Raw genomic sequence first — 15,370 nt, 5'->3', positions numbered from 1 at the left:
GTCAGATTGCTTTTCTTAGTTTTTTATAAAAAGCTTCTTCCAAATCTGCAATATGAAGCATCGATTTTGAAAGCTGATTGTAAATGTCGCTTTTCGAATTTCTGTTTTTGTAAACGCGTGCAATATCTACAGCAAAATCTCTCCAAAGATCGCCGATTGCGGTAATTTCTTTAGACAATTCTTTCAGCTCATCATTTTTAAGAATCACGGCTGCTTCTTGTAAAAAAGCTCCATAAATAAACCTGAAACCTCCGCCGCCGGTCCCTATTTCTTCCTGCATTCTAATGAGTTGGCCAAGATAATGATTGGTCACTTTTGTGCCTTTCTTTTCTGCCCATTTCGGGATGCTTTTTGCAACCCAACGCATCGCTTTTACGCCAATCAATGGAATTGGAGCAAGCATGTTTTTGCAAGTATCTTTAATTCCTTTTTTGATGGCTTCTTCAAGATTTACAGATTCAGGAATGTGAGTTGGAAAATACATATGGCCTTTCGGAGCAAGTGCGCCTTTTGCATAACGTACTTTTTCCAATTCAGCTTCCGAAAGTGTAGTTGTGAAATCCATAACGGGATCACTTATTAAAAATTTGCCGTCTTCTTTTCCGTAAACGACAAGATTGTGGGCATTAAAATGGAATTTATATTCTTCCGGAAAATAAGTAAGGTTGAAAACGCCAACTTGTAAACCGGTTGGAATGTTTTGTTCTAGATTTTTTTCCAGAGCGGTTTGGGCATCTTTAGGATTTGAGAATTTTTGTCTTTTGATTTTAATTCCAAGCCTTTTTGCCGCCTTACTGAAAATAGCACCTGGCATTGGACGATAACTGAAACCCGGAGCGAAATTGACTTTTAAAAAAGGCAGATATACGAAAAATAATCCTGAGCCGATACCGAAAATCATGGGCTCGCTGAGTTTTAAACCTTTATTTAGCAATAGATTGGAGGCAACACCGTTTTCGCAATGCGCAGTTTGATGGTGTTCAAAGTTGATCTTCATTATTTTCCGTCGAAGTTTTTTAGTTCATCCACTGAAATACCGAATGTATCGGCATATTTTTTCAGAACAGATTCGCTTAATGATTTAAATATTTTTGGTTTTGCATGTCTTTTTACACGCCATTTCCATATTCCGACATAAGATGAAAGCACGCTTAAATCCATTTTATTAAGCTCCATAAAATAGATAATAGGGCTTACGACATTATTGGCAACATTTCTTTTGGCTTCCTCTATTCTTTCGTGGATAAGTTCCATCGATTCGTCCAAAGCCAGTTTTTTTGCTTCCCAACCTGTGCTTTTAGCCGTGATATAGTTATCATTTTCATCAGTAACGTAGATTACTTCCGTCATGTTTGCTGATTTCAGATTGCTTTCGTCCTGCGGAATATCTTGTTTTTTCACCCGAAAATATTGATGTTTTTAATAGGCAGATGATATTTTATGCATCTGTTTTCTGATTGTTTTCAATTGGCTAAAATAATAAAAATGCAGGACATGTGATAATGAAAATACAAGCGTAATATGACCGCAAGATTTTAAGAAAAATTGTCCGAGTTGATGAAGTAATTAAAATCTACATCATAAAAATATTAAATTTATGGCCATCAGGATCAGAAAATACGAAACCATAATATCCGTCGCCAAATTCTTCAGGATCAGAATTAAGTTTTCCGCCGGCATTTTTTACAGCTTCTGCCCATTGATCAACTTCTTCTTTTGTTTCGGCGGATAAAGTAAACATAATTTCATTTGAATGATTACCAGTTGTAATATCAACCTTCGTGTTTTTGTTTAAAATATCTTTTTGAAAAAAATGAATAACAAAATCATTTTCGCCAAATAGAAAACTTGTAAGATCACCAGATTTTCCATTGGATCTGAAACCTAATGACGTGTAAAACTGTGTCGTGCGGTCTAAATTTTCTACAGCAAAATTTGCCCAAATCTTTTTTGATTTCATAAGTGATATTTAAGGTTGATCATTAGCTGTCTGCAAAACTTGTTCCTTAAATTACCATAATCAGTTTTATTTAATTTTAAATGCAAGAAGCTGTAACAAATACTTTTAGAAAACTACTTATAACATAAAATTAATAATTTATTATGAAGAAATTTTTTATTTCTCTTTCTCTCTTTTTTACAATCAGCGCAATGGCTCAGAAGTTTGATACGCAGGCAGCGACAGACGGACAAGGCTATACGTATGAAACGGTAAAAAATGACCAATCGGGAGTAAGGGTTTATACATTAAAAAACGGATTGAAAGTCTATCTTGCAAAAAATGACGACGCCCCGCGAATCCAGACATACGTTCCTGTAAGAACAGGATCGAACAACGATCCTAGCGACAATACGGGATTAGCTCATTATTTAGAACATATGGTTTTCAAGGGAACTTCACATTTGGGAACTCAGGATTGGGCGAAAGAAAAAGTGTTGCTTCAGCAGATTTCTGATCTTTACGAACAGCATAAAGCAGAAAAAGATCCTGAAAAGAAAAAGCAGCTTTATAAAAAGATCGATGAAGTTTCTCAGGAAGCGTCGAAATACGCAATTGCTAACGAATATGATAAAGCAATCTCTTCGTTGGGCGCAACAGGTACCAATGCTCACACTTGGCTTGATGAAACGGTTTACAAAAACAATATTCCATCCAATGAGCTTGAAAAATGGCTTAAGATAGAAAAAGAGCGTTTTTCAGAATTGGTTTTACGTCTTTTCCATACGGAACTGGAGGCGGTATATGAAGAATTCAACAGAGCGCAGGATAATGACGGCCGTCTGGTAAATTATGCTTTGATGGAAGCTCTTTTTCCTAAACATCCAAACGGACAACAAACAACGATCGGAACTTCAGAACATTTGAAAAGCCCTTCAATGGAAGCTATTCATAAATATTTTGACACGTATTATGTGCCTAATAATATGGCGGTAGTTTTGGTTGGAGATTTAGATTATGATAAAAGTATAAAATTAGTAGATCAATATTTCGGTTCTTTCAAATATAAAGAATTGCCAATGAAAAAAATGGTAACCGAAGAGCCAATGACAAGCGTCGTTACAAGAACGGTAAAAAGTCCTTCAACACCAAGGATGACAATGGCATGGAGAACTGATTCTTACGGAACTCAGGAAGCAAGACTTGCAGATATTGTAGCTGAAATTTTAAGCAACAAAGGTGATGCAGGCTTAATTGACCTTAATATCAATCAAAAACAAAAAACTTTAGGCGCAGGAGCTTACGGATCGCCGTTTAAAATGTATGGTTCTTTTGCTTTGGTGGTAACTCCGAAAGAAGGACAAAGTTTTGATGAGGCTAAAAAATTATTGCTCGATCAACTGGATTTAGTAAAAAAAGGACAATTTCCGGATTGGATGCTGAAAGCGATTGTAAATGATAAAAAAGTACAGCGAATGAAAGACTGGGAAACCGCAGACGGATTGGCTACCACTCTTTACAATGCTTATATTAATGAAAGGACTTGGGAACAGGAACTGGAAGAAATCAATGAATATGAAAAAATCACAAAAGCAGATGTTGTAAAATTTGCCAATGAATTTTTCAAAGATAATTATGTAGTTGTCTACAAAGAAAAAGGAGTAAATGATAAGCTGGTGCGTGTACAAAACCCGGGAATTACGCCTATCAAACTAAACAGAGATGCACAGTCGCCTTTCCTTAAAGATATTTTAGCTGCAAAAACCGGCGATGTCAAACCCCAGTTTATCGATTATAAAGCGGCTATCGAAACTTCTCAGATTAAAGATAAAAAAGTAAGTTTCGTAAAAAATAAATATAACGAAGTGGCTCAGGTAAATTATATTTTCCCTTTCGGGACAGATAATGATAAAGAGCTTGGCCTTGCTGTAAGCGTTTTGCAATATTTGGGAACTGATAAATACACGCCGGAACAGCTGAAGGAAGAATTCTATAAATTAGGTATTTCAAATAATTTCAGGACTTCAAATGATCAGACAATCATTTCTTTAAGCGGGCTGGAAAGCAATATGAAAAAAGGTGCTGAGCTTCTAAATCATTGGCTTACCAATGTAAAGGCAGACAAAGCAATTTATGACCAAACCGTTAAAACAATTTTGGAATCCAGAGAAGTTTCCAAAAAAGATAAAAACAGAATTATGGCTGCACTTTCCAATTATGCCAAATACGGGAAGGATTCGAGAATGACAGATATTATTTCTAAAGAACGTTTGCAAAATATTAATGTTTCTGATTTAATGTCAAAAATCAAGACGCTGAATCAATATCCGTATGAAGTTTTCATTTATGGAGAAGATCAGAAAGGCCTCGAAAAAGCAGTGAAACCTTATATTGCCAACACAAAATTACAACCTGCAAAAGCAAAAGAATATCCTGAACCTTCAACAGGAGGAAACGTATATTTTGCCAATTACGACATGGTACAAATGGAAATGTCAAAAATAGCAAAAGGAAGTGAAGTAAATATCAACGACTTTGGTAAAGCAAATGTTTTCAACGAATATTTTGGGCGTGGCCTGTCTTCAATCGTATTCCAGGAGATCAGAGAAAGTAAGTCTTTAGCTTATTCGGCTTATGTTTCTTATGCGACAGCCAACGAAAAAAACCATCCGAATTATGTGACCAACTATATCGGAACTCAGGCCAATAAATTGCCTTTAGCCGTAAACGCGATGAGTGATTTGATGGCAGATTTTCCTCAGATTCCTGCTCAGTTTGAAAATTCAAAAGGTTCGGCATTGAAGCAAATTGCATCAAACAGAATCAACAGAACAAATATTTTCTATAATCAATTGGCTTTGAAAAAATTGGGTGTCGATTATGATATCAGAAAAGATATTTATGCAGAAATTCAGAATCTTACTTTACCTCAATTGACAAGTTTCTACAATGCGGATATCAAACCATTGAAATATAATACCGCCATTATCGGGAAAAAAGAAAACCTGAATATGGAATCTATCAATAAAATGGGAGAATTTAGAGAAGTGACTTTAGAAGAAATCTTCGGTTACTAATTTTCATATTTATCAATTGTTTTAAGTGAAGCAGAAATGCTTCACTTTTTTTGTGGAACGAATTGAAATAAGCTAAGTTGCTTTATGCAAGCATTTATGAAAAATCAAATTATGAGCTATTTTTGCAATTCAAACTCAACTTCATTTTCATTAAGATCCGGATTATTTACTTTCTTAAAATTCAGTCTTTCCAGAAGTTTTACCGCTTGATGATTGTCGCGGTTTGTTACGGCCCAAATACGTTGGAGTTCAATTTCTTTAAATCCGAACTCGATAGCCAAGGATAAAGCCTGCGTCATATAACCCTTTCCTTGCGATTGCGGAAGAAGGACGCAGCCCAATTCACCTTCTGCATTATTGAAGCCGCGGTAGTAGCCGCAAGTTCCCACAATTTTATTTGTAGAATTTTCTGTAATTCCCCAATGAATAGAATTTCCATCAACATAATCCGCGTCTATTTTATCTTGCATTTCGGCTGCCATTTCTACATTTTCTGCTTGTTTAGCATCATAAAAAGAAATTTCAACCAAATCTTTTAGATCGGATTCTTTTATAGCTCTAAGTGTAATACTACCGTTGGTTACTGTAGGAAAATTAAGATAAGGAAGCCTTTTCATTTGCTATTATTTCCTTCTCTTATATTTAAGCTGTATCAACAAATACACCTCATTCTTTTCAATGTCTTTGCACCAGGTACGCTCAGTAACCAAAGCATTTTCATACAGATAAAGATCTTCTATATTGTTGACGTATTCTAATCTTTCAGAAGTCTGATATTTAAAAAATGAAATCAGATTGACCTCATCACCAATAGCCGGAGCAATAGGGAATTCTACAGAATTTTCAAATTCAAATTCAATGTCATACGAATAGAACCTTACTTTTACACTCATACTTTTTATTTTAGTCAAATATATCGAAAAATAAAAGCTATTGAAGTAATTTAGCAGCACTAAATCTAATGGTTTGATCTTCTCACGTCAGTTCGAGTGTTTTTCGGAGCAAAGCGTAGAAAAATGTATCGAGAACCTAAACCCGAAAGAGAATATTTTAGTGAAATATTTCTGATGCACTTCCATTTGCTACGTCACCTAAGTCACGCTGTAAAAATTCAAGACAAAATAAATGAAATAAAAAAAGCCAGCTCAAAGCCGGCTTTATATTTTTAAATAACTATTTTATGATTCCAATTCCTGAATAAAAAGATTGATTTCTGCTTTAATCAGCAATTCATCATTTTTGAAGCTTTCGCATGAAATATTACAGATGTTTTCGTATTGAGAAATCAAGGAAGCTTTGGAAATAATTTTATCACCTATTTTTGGTAAGGCAAAAACTTCAATTTTTTTGATATTGGTGATAAAACCGATCAGCTTTATTTCAACATCGGGGCCTTTAAAAAAGCTTTGACCGAAAATAGATGAGCAGGTTTGTGCTAAATTTTCAATCAATCCCGCTTCAACAAATTCATTATTGTGTACAAAAATATTTTCTGAAGTTATTTCAAAGGAAGTTTCTACTTTTTCCTGTGTTAATTCAAGAATATAATCTACCATCAACATCGGCTCGCGATGAGGTAAAAAATGATGTATATTGATGATATTTTCTTCCTTAAGCTTCATATTAAACTATTTCACAACCGTTTTCATCTGAGATTTTGCAATAATATTTCCATTGATCTTTGTGATGATTTCCACTAAAGTGACGCCCATCATTTCGTTCAGAATTGTTGCTTCTGTTTTCAGATGATCGCCGGTTTTTGGTAATGTTTCCGCTTCAAAAGATTTGATTGCTCCGATATATCCTGTCGGAGCTTCTTTACCTAAAAGATAGTATTTGTAGCCGGTATGCAAAGCCACACTTTGCGCCTGATGCTCAATTAAACCAGAAGCCTGAAAAATCCCGTCATGAACAAAAATATTATCTTCTCTGATTGTAAAGCCTGAAACCAAATGATTTTCTGAATATTCTGAAAGCTCACTTACCATTACAAATGGTGATTTTTGCGGAATAAGATTTTCCACAAAGCTTTTATCAGAATTAGGAAGCTGTTCTTTCATTATACAACCGTTAATAAAGCACAAGAATAGGCAAATCTGCCGCTTTCAGGAATACAAAGAAGAATTTTTTCACCTTTTTTCAGGTTTCCGGAATTCATCAGCTGTTCCAATGCAATAAAAATAGAGCCTGCACCAATATTCCCAACTTCAGAAAGGTTATAAAACCATTTTTCCCAAGGGAAATCCAAGCCTACTTTAGCAAACTCATCTTTTAATCCTTCTTTAAAATAGCCTGAAGAAATATGCGCTAAAACATGATCGATGGAATCCGGATCCAAATTGTGCTTGTCAAAAGAAGATCTCAAGCTTTCTGCACCTTTTACCAGAATATACTGATCCAAAAGTTTTGTGTCTTGTTTTAAAGCAAAAATTGATTGTTTCAGCCACTCATCCGAAGGGAAATCCGCCCAAGATTTTAAGCTTCCGTCTTCCTGTTTTTCAGAACCTGAATACATGCAAGCCTCAATTTGATGCGCGTAAGAATAAAAGTCTATAAATTCTATTCTTAAAGAAGTTTCATTTTCTCTTGGTTTATTTTCAAGCAAAAATGCGCCGGCTCCGTCAGAAAGCATCCATCTCAAAAATTCTCTTTTGAAAGCGATAATCGGTCTTTCTTCCAAAAGTTTCAGGTTTTCGGCTTCGTGATCAAATTTGTCTGCCGTCATCCATGCCGAAAATCTTTCAGATCCTGCACACACTGCATTATTTTTCACTCCGGCTTTTACCGAAAGAAAACCATAATTCAAAGCATTCATTCCGGAATTGCAAAGTCCCATTGAAGTATTGATTTCTACGGATTTTTCAGTTTTCAGCACGCCATGCACCATCGACGCATGAGAAGGCTGTATCTGATCTGCCGAGGTCGTTCCGCAAGACAACAATTCGATATCGTCTTTGGTGAATTTTTCATCAAAAAGCCCTTCAATCGCTTTTGCGGTGATTTCTGCATTGGTATGTGTAGATTTTCCTTCTTTATCTAAAGCATAATATCTTGTTTTGATCTGATTATTTCTTAGAATCAAAGCTCTCGCTTTGGAAGGTGTGTTATTGACCATGCCCAGATAATTTTCCATTTCATCGTTTGAGATTGGCTCATTCGGCAAATAGGTTGATGCTTTGGTTATAAATACTTCGTTCATCTTCTAATCTCTATTTTAAATTTATTCCTTGTAAATATTTTTTCTGTTTCTGTCTTTTTGACCATAATAATGGCGCTAATAATATATGAAATACTAAAACAATAGGTGAAATGATCCAAATTGCAGCCATCAAATATACCTTAAAGAATTTTATAAGCAAAGGACGCTTTTTCTTTTTTCTGATAATAAGGTTTGACCAAACGGTGAAAATTTTATTCCCTACTTTTTCAACTCTTACCAAGAAAGGCCTTATTTCTACAGCGCCGTTTTTCACAAGCTCAGGCTGAAGATTGGCAAGATCATTATTGTCAAAATGTTTTTCAATTATTTTTCCGTATTTCACACTTCCGGAAATTTCTTCATCCGAAACTCCGGCAGCAGGTAACATTCCTGTTTTTTCTTTTTTTCCGGTGGTCATCCAGCGAAGAATCGTCAAAACACTTGTGTAATTATCATGTCGATCAACTAAAGCGATATTTCCGACCAGTTTTGCATTAAGGTTTTTCAAATATACTTTCAGTTTTTCCTGAGAAAGCATCCACATATTTCTGGTGGCAGAAATGGTAACGACCGGCGTATTCTTTAAAATGTTTTCTGCATAACCGCTTTTCAGAAATGAAATAACAGGAATTGACGGCGTAAGATACCAAACCTGATATCCGAAAAGAATAAGGTCATACTTTTTATTAAGCACTTCTTCCGGCGGCGGCAGAATCTCGCTTGGGATCTGCAAATAAGATTCAGGGAATGTATTGAAAAAAACATCGCTCGGCCACGGAAAAGGAAAATCTTTTTTCAACCGGATGTTGTAATACGTCACCTGATATTCTTCTTTTTTATCTTCAAACGGTTTGGCGATATTTTTTACAATATCTTCAAGCTGCCCCGTTTGCGTATAATATATAATAAGTATGTTTTTCTGCATTATGCATTCAATTCTTTAATTTACAAAAATATGCTTTTCAGATTATTTTTTTGCGTTCAAATATTTCAATTGATTCCGAGTCGAAAGTTTTTTCATAATCTGTATTATTAAACAGAATATTTTGAACGTTGGCGAAAATTATTTTTTCAGGAAGCGAATCAAAAGTTTTCATGACGGAAATTGGATCAGTAACCAAAAGCACACCAATCGGCTTTGTGATTTCAGAAATATTTTGAATATAACTGATCTTTCTTTGCTTGGCAATATAATTGTTGGCGGCAATTTGTCTTTTTTCAGAATTGTTGATCAAGCTGAAAATCCTTCTTCCAGCCTGTTGAAGCGTCAATAAGATATCTTTTTGACCAAAATCATCGGAAATATGCAAAATATTAGCGTCTTTTGGAATGTGCTTATTGAGTTCAAAATAGACTGATTTGTTTTGCTCAAAATCCTGCTTAACTGCTTTTACCACTTCGGTTTCTTTGTAGAGAAAGCTTAAGAAGAGTTTCTTTTTAAAGTAATTTTCATCTTCAATTTCGTTTCTCAGCTTTGCAAATTCTTCTCTGAAATATTGATTGATTTTTTTGGTTCTTTCGGAATATGTTTTCCCGAAAGATAAATTATCCTTGCTGATTCTGTCACCAATTTTTACCGTAATGCTTCCGTCATAGATAACGAAATCTCCTTTAGGCAAAACTTCAGAATCTCCGTGAATATAAAGCGGAAGAATGTCTAATCCAAATTCTTCTGCAAGATAAAATGCGCCTTTATGAAAGCGTTTTACGTCGTTTGTGTAAGAGCGTTCAGCTTCAGGGAAAACCACCAAAGAATAACCCTGATCGATCTTTTCCTTTAGTTTTTCTTTTCCGTTTTCGATGCCTTGCGAAACTGGATAAAAGCCAAGCGCTTTCACGATTTTCCCGAAAAATGGAGAATCATAAACCCAGTCATTCACCAGATAAACAATTTTATGAGTTGCCATCCCAATTGCCAAAGTGTCTAAAAATGACGTGTGATTGGCAATGATTATCGCCGGTTTTGTGAAATCTTCATGGACGTTTTTAATTACTTTTTTCTTTACAAACGGGTTGCTGTACAATACGGATGTTAAGAATTTAGCTAAAATAAGCTTGATTAAAACCAAAGTTGTCCCTTTTGAATTTTTCACGAAAATGCTTCCGAAAATCGAGAAAAACAATCCTCCCAAACCATAATATAAAAATGATAAAACGGAATGTAAAAACAACCTTAAAGTAATTGGTGACAAGCCTTTTTTCGTACGATTTATAATTAAAAATCTAAACCAGAACGGATATAAAGTTGAGGTAATGATAATGACGGAAAACATTCCGATCAAAGCGACTAAAGCCAACGAATGTAAAGCCGGATGCTTGGCAAAAATCAATGAGCCGATTGAAAGAATGGTGGTGAAAACTGCCAAAATAATTGAAATCCTGTATGTTGGAAGCTCATTTTTTCCTGTCGTGTGCTCTTTCTGCATCGCTTTTGTCAGGAAAATGCTGAAATCATCACCAACGCCAAAAACCAAAGTACAAACGACGGTGCTGAAAATATTCAGTTCCAATCCTAAAAAATATAAAAGTCCGGCGGTCACAACTCCCGTCAAAACAATCGGAAACATTGTGAGAAGCGTTAATTCAAAATTTCTGAAGAAAACAATGATCGTCAAAATAATGGCGAGAAGAGAATAATTAATCAACGTATTGAAGTCTCTTTTCAGTAATCCCAAAAAGTTTTCATTCATTTGCTGGCGGTCGATTGCTAAAGCATTTTGCTTTGTTTCAACATCTTTTATGAACGCGTCTCTTTTTGCTTCATCTACTTTTACAATATTTGAAACGGTGTAAAAACCATTTTCCTGACTCAAAAACTCTGAAATTTGCAGCGCTTGTATTGTTTGGTAATCTTTTAAGCCTAAAGTAGAATAATTTTTATTCAAATTTTCATTAAACTGTTCAAAAGCGGAACTGTTGAAGCCGAATTTGTTTCCATTATTAATTAATTCAGAAATGGTTTGTTGTTTTTTATTTTTGTTCCAGAAATTATTCCAGGCATTAATCTTTTTCTGTTGATCTTTTTTGGACAAAACGACATTTCCCAATGAATTATAACTTAATATTTTCCCTTCTTTTTTTTCTTTTTCAAGGAAACTGTTGAGTTGAGAATTTTTTGTCAAAGCTTCTTCTTCAGAATTTCCGTAAGAAATCGTGTAGATTGATTTTGAAGTAATGTCTGAAAGCTTTTCAAGTTTGGCTTCGCTTATTTTTAAATCTTTCGGAATGTAATTTAAATCTCCAATATCTTCATTAAAACCGACATGCCTGAAACCAAATAAACACGCAATAATCACCAAAGAACAACCAATAATTAAAGGTTTGTTTTTTTCGTAAGGATAAGAACCTATTTTATCTATGAAGTTTGTATTTGTTTTCCCTGTTTTTTCTTTTGGACGATAAAGTTGAGGAATAATAATCAATGCGGAAACAGAAGAAAATAATACGGTAATTGACGCAAAAAGACCTAAATCTTTCAACGCTTCAGATCTTACAAAAACCAGGCACAGAAAGGAAACTGCCGTCGTTACGCTGCTTAAAATAATTGGTTTTGTGATTTCTTTATACAATTCTTCGACATTGTTGCTGTGCTTGTAATGCGTGAGAATATGTAAAGCGTAATCTATCGTAATCCCGATCAGAATGGCTCCGACACTCAACGAAATGGCAGAAACTTTATCCTTGATAAAATATAAAACCAGCAAAGCCAGCAACACTGAAAACACAGTCGGAAGAAAAACAATGATTGGCGTAAAAATATTCCTGAAATAATAAATCAGCAAGATTAATAAAACCGCCATCGAAATAATGACCGTATTTTGAATATCTTTTTTGATTTGTTGAGCATTGGCAACCGCAATTACAGGCGATCCAAAATAACTTAGCTCGGTTTTTCCTTTGAATTCTTTGTTGAGATTGTCTTTAATTTCATTCAGTTGATCGACGAAATTTTCATTGTTTTTGGTATCGTTGCTTTTGTTTTTCGGTTCGATGAAAAGAAGAAGATTTTTTCCGTCTTTGGTGACGATGTAATTATCTTCAAGCTTGAAATCTTTACTGATATTTAAGGCATTAAGTTTTTTGATTCCTAAAAAAGTGATTCCGAGCGGATCTTTTTTAATAAAATCTTTTGTCACCAAACTTGTCGGCGAAACCAAAGAAACATAATTATTTTCAACTTGTTTTGCGATGCTGTCTTTATTGAGTTTCCTTTCAATTTCTTTATAATCGTTTTCATCTAAAAATAAAGGAAGGTTTTGATTGACAAAGTCAAAGGTTTCCGAGATTTCATCGTCATTTACTTTTCCCTGAACCGAACTGATGTGTTTTTGTAAAGGCTTAATGTTTTCAAGAAAACGATCGGCAGCTTCAGACAGCTGAAAACTTTCTTCGCCGGATTTATTTTCGATGATAACAATTATCTTATCTGAAAAATTGAGCTGTTTCAGAACTTTCGCTGTAAGATCAGACTTTTCGTTTTTAGGAATGATCTGATTGATGTCTTCTTCAAAATTGATCTTTGATGCAAAGGAAAGACACAAAACAGCAATTCCGAGCGCTATTGCGATTGAAAGAATTCTGTTTTTTGAGATCAGATAATATAAAAATATGAAAAAACGATGCATGAAAGTCTAAATCAAGTCTGCAAATTTAAATTTTTAAGAATTAGCCTGAAACATTTGAGTGAGAAGTTTTAGCTGAAAATCAATAAAATATTCCACTTAAAATGAAAAAAACTTTTACTTTTGCACACGTTCCCTGTTTTCTTATCTACGTTAAGCTAATTATCAATAAAGTAAGGGAAACGATTGTGTTTTGAAAATAATTGATGAAAAATTAAACGGATTTCTTTTTGTAGTAATTTTACCATTTCTGCTGTTTTTCATGTCTTATTACGGCTTTGAATCGTCGTATGTAAAGCTGAAATCTATGGAAAAGGCGCCGGATTTTATGTTTTCATCGGTATATGCTTATCGTGTGATTCCTAATTTTTTGATGGTAAATACTACAGATGCGCTGGATTTTTTGATCAATAATTATTTTCATTCATCAAAAGAATTTATCCTGAAAAACGGAACCATATTTTACCACAGTATTTTCCTTATCAACAGTTTGTTTTTTGTGCTTTCGTCAGTTATCTTAAACACTATTTTGAAACTGAAACCTGTTGAATTTTTTTTTAATAACAACCTGAAAAGGCTGCTTCATCTTTTGGCTGTTTTCTTTATTGTGATTGTACAATATGTGCCGACAAATTGTGATTGTATTGCCATTTTCTTTTACTTATTGGGCGTTTTTTTTACCTTGAGGTATTTTCATTACAGGAAACCTTTTGATTTTATTTTGTTGTGTATCACCGTTTTTATTTCAACTTTTGTGAGAGAAACGGCTTGTCTCAATATTGCTTTTTTTGCGGCGGTTTTTTTAGATTTTAAAAAAATTAAGGCTAAAGACTTTCAGTTTTTAAAAGAAATTATACTTCTTGTTTTGGCTTTTGTGTTGCCTTATTTGGGGCTGAAAATGATAATTCCTCAGGAAACATCTTTTTTTGAAGGCATATATATCGTCAAAAATTTTACAAGCCCATTCAATCTGGCCGGATTATTATTAGGGTTGCTTGGTTTATGGCTTGCTTTCACGTTTTGTGACCGTCACGGAAAATTAATTCTTAAAAAGTATATATTTTTTTCAATCCCTTATTTAGGAATGATTACTTTAGTCGGGCTTTTTTGGGAAACCAGGCTTTTTTTGCCGCTCATTCTTTCAGGATTGATTGTGGCGTCTCATCAGTTTAAAAATATTCATATTGCTTAAATGAGTTTATTACACCCATATTATATTATCGCCCTTATTTTTATACTTATTTTCAGTTTCCAGGAAGTATTTGGGAAGAAAGTAAATAAAAAATGGCTTTGGTTTTTAGGAGGCTATCTTATAATTATTGCGGGATTAAGAAATCAGGTTGGTCCGGATTACGGAAGTTATGTTGGTATTTACAATTATTCTGATACCAAAGATTATCTTAGTATTTTCCTTAAGGCTATTTATCTTGACGGGCCGCAGCCTGTAGAGTTGGAGTGGCTTTTTGTTTTAATCAATAAAATATTGCTGAATGTCTTTAATGCTCCGTTTTATATGCTCACCTTGGTGATTGCCACAATCACGATCATTCTCAAGATTGAATATATTGATGACAATACGTATTATCCTTTTACTTTTATTCTGTTTATGTTTATACCCGGCTTTTTTATTGGCGAAAGCGGGCAGATTAGGCAGTGTTTAGGCTCTTTTATTGTATATTATGGAATAAGGTTTATTAAAGAAGAAAAGCTGTTGCTGTATCTTTTATGTATTTATATAGGTGCCGGCATTCATAATGTCTGTTATCTGTTTCTGCCGATGTATTGGGTTGCCCGCATTCCGCTAAATAAAGGTTGGATGCTTATTTTGATTATTGCTTCGGTTTTTGCATCTCCTTTTGAAATTTATAAAGTTTTGGGAGGTTTTCTGGAAGGCGTCGCTGGAGATACAATGCTGGTAGAAGGCTTTAACGGATATCTTGACGAAACAATACAGCGATTGAATGGTGAGATTGGTATTCCGGAAGTGATGATGGCGATTCTTACATTTTTCCTTTTCTATTTCGATTCTTCTATGAAAGAGAAATTTCCTTATTACGAATATCACCGTAATTATGCGGTTATTGGGATTTGCTTTTATTTTATATTCCGAAATAATCCTATATTTTCATCCAGATTGGCGGGAGCTTTTATAGGTTTCTCTTATATTATTATTCCAAATACGATGTATGTAGCGTCATTGGGAATGAAAAAGCTGATCTACGCTTTTATCATCGCATTATTTGTCTTTAACTTTATTGTATTTGCAAGTTTCAGAAATATTGTAAACGGAAACTTTACAATTGAGCGTTACCACAATTATTTGCTGCCATAGACCTTCCCTTATTTTTTGATTCGATTGATAAAATTCTGAATTATGTTACATAAATATTATATTTTTCTCCTATTTTGATTTGAATCATGTTTATTTTCTCGAGAATGTTGTACTTTTACTTTTCATATAAACAATTTCATTTTAATTATCAGTATTTTAAATTACTTATTAATATTATTTCTTAATGGCATTACGATTGTA

The 15,370-nt window shown here is 34.1% G+C and carries 13 protein-coding genes; 3 read left to right on the top strand and 10 right to left on the bottom strand.

Annotation, left to right across the window (positions count from 1 at the left end):
* Position 1: 1 nt before the first annotated feature.
* The 3 genes from darH to AC6CHK_RS00150 all read right to left on the bottom strand — a co-directional run bounded on the left by darH (position 2) and on the right by AC6CHK_RS00150 (position 1,960).
* Positions 2-997 carry a BtrH-related acyltransferase DarH gene (gene darH / locus AC6CHK_RS00160; RefSeq protein WP_498092406.1) on the bottom strand — a complete coding sequence of 332 codons (996 nt, stop codon included), beginning with the start codon at positions 995-997 and terminating at the stop codon, positions 2-4.
* Complete coding sequence (DarG, locus tag AC6CHK_RS00155) at positions 997-1,401, bottom strand: flexirubin biosynthesis protein DarG (protein WP_498092404.1); 405 nt, start codon at positions 1,399-1,401, stop codon at positions 997-999. The genes darH and DarG overlap by 1 nt, the downstream gene beginning before the upstream one ends.
* A 172-nt stretch (positions 1,402-1,573) precedes the next feature.
* A complete protein-coding gene (locus tag AC6CHK_RS00150; RefSeq protein ID WP_498092402.1) occupies positions 1,574-1,960 on the bottom strand; it encodes a VOC family protein in 387 nt (128 codons plus the stop codon).
* Between the two features lie 143 nt (positions 1,961-2,103).
* Here AC6CHK_RS00150 and AC6CHK_RS00145 point away from each other — a divergent pair, with 143 nt between their 5' ends.
* Complete coding sequence (locus AC6CHK_RS00145; protein ID WP_498092400.1) at positions 2,104-5,016, top strand: M16 family metallopeptidase; 2,913 nt, start codon at positions 2,104-2,106, stop codon at positions 5,014-5,016.
* Positions 5,017-5,132: 116 nt separating this feature from the next.
* Here the strand turns inward: AC6CHK_RS00145 and AC6CHK_RS00140 are convergent, their stop codons facing one another.
* The 7 genes from AC6CHK_RS00140 to AC6CHK_RS00110 form a co-directional block, all read right to left on the bottom strand.
* Positions 5,133-5,633, bottom strand: a complete 501-nt coding sequence (locus AC6CHK_RS00140) for a GNAT family N-acetyltransferase (protein ID WP_498092398.1) — start codon at positions 5,631-5,633, stop codon at positions 5,133-5,135.
* A 6-nt stretch (positions 5,634-5,639) separates the two neighbouring features.
* Positions 5,640-5,909 (bottom strand): hypothetical protein, encoded by a 270-nt coding sequence (locus AC6CHK_RS00135; RefSeq protein WP_498092396.1) that lies wholly within the window; start codon positions 5,907-5,909, stop codon positions 5,640-5,642.
* A 285-nt stretch (positions 5,910-6,194) separates the two neighbouring features.
* Positions 6,195-6,638 carry a hotdog family protein gene (locus AC6CHK_RS00130; RefSeq protein ID WP_498092394.1) on the bottom strand — a complete coding sequence of 148 codons (444 nt, stop codon included), beginning with the start codon at positions 6,636-6,638 and terminating at the stop codon, positions 6,195-6,197.
* Between the two features lie 6 nt (positions 6,639-6,644).
* On the bottom strand, positions 6,645-7,076 hold the full coding sequence (locus AC6CHK_RS00125; RefSeq protein ID WP_498092392.1) for a hotdog family protein: 432 nt from the start codon (positions 7,074-7,076) through the stop codon (positions 6,645-6,647).
* Positions 7,076-8,215 (bottom strand): dialkylresorcinol biosynthesis protein DarB, encoded by a 1,140-nt coding sequence (darB, locus tag AC6CHK_RS00120; protein ID WP_498092390.1) that lies wholly within the window; start codon positions 8,213-8,215, stop codon positions 7,076-7,078. Before darB ends, AC6CHK_RS00125 begins: the two co-directional genes overlap by 1 nt.
* A 10-nt stretch (positions 8,216-8,225) precedes the next feature.
* Positions 8,226-9,140 carry a dialkylresorcinol condensing enzyme DarA gene (locus AC6CHK_RS00115; protein ID WP_498092388.1) on the bottom strand — a complete coding sequence of 305 codons (915 nt, stop codon included), beginning with the start codon at positions 9,138-9,140 and terminating at the stop codon, positions 8,226-8,228.
* 37 nt (positions 9,141-9,177) lie between these two features.
* Positions 9,178-12,840, bottom strand: coding sequence for an MMPL family transporter (locus AC6CHK_RS00110; RefSeq protein ID WP_498092386.1), 3,663 nt, complete (start codon positions 12,838-12,840; stop codon positions 9,178-9,180).
* Between the two features lie 190 nt (positions 12,841-13,030).
* On the opposite strand from AC6CHK_RS00110, the gene AC6CHK_RS00105 reads away from it, so the two are divergent.
* On the top strand, positions 13,031-14,029 hold the full coding sequence (locus AC6CHK_RS00105) for a hypothetical protein (protein WP_498092384.1): 999 nt from the start codon (positions 13,031-13,033) through the stop codon (positions 14,027-14,029).
* Positions 14,030-15,169 (top strand): EpsG family protein, encoded by a 1,140-nt coding sequence (locus AC6CHK_RS00100; RefSeq protein WP_498092382.1) that lies wholly within the window; start codon positions 14,030-14,032, stop codon positions 15,167-15,169.
* Positions 15,170-15,370 lie beyond the last annotated feature (201 nt).

It is taken from the genome of Chryseobacterium sp. GQ58, from assembly GCF_059758895.1.
Note: the sequence above shows the minus strand (reverse complement) of the source record. Positions and strands in the feature narration are given on the sequence as shown.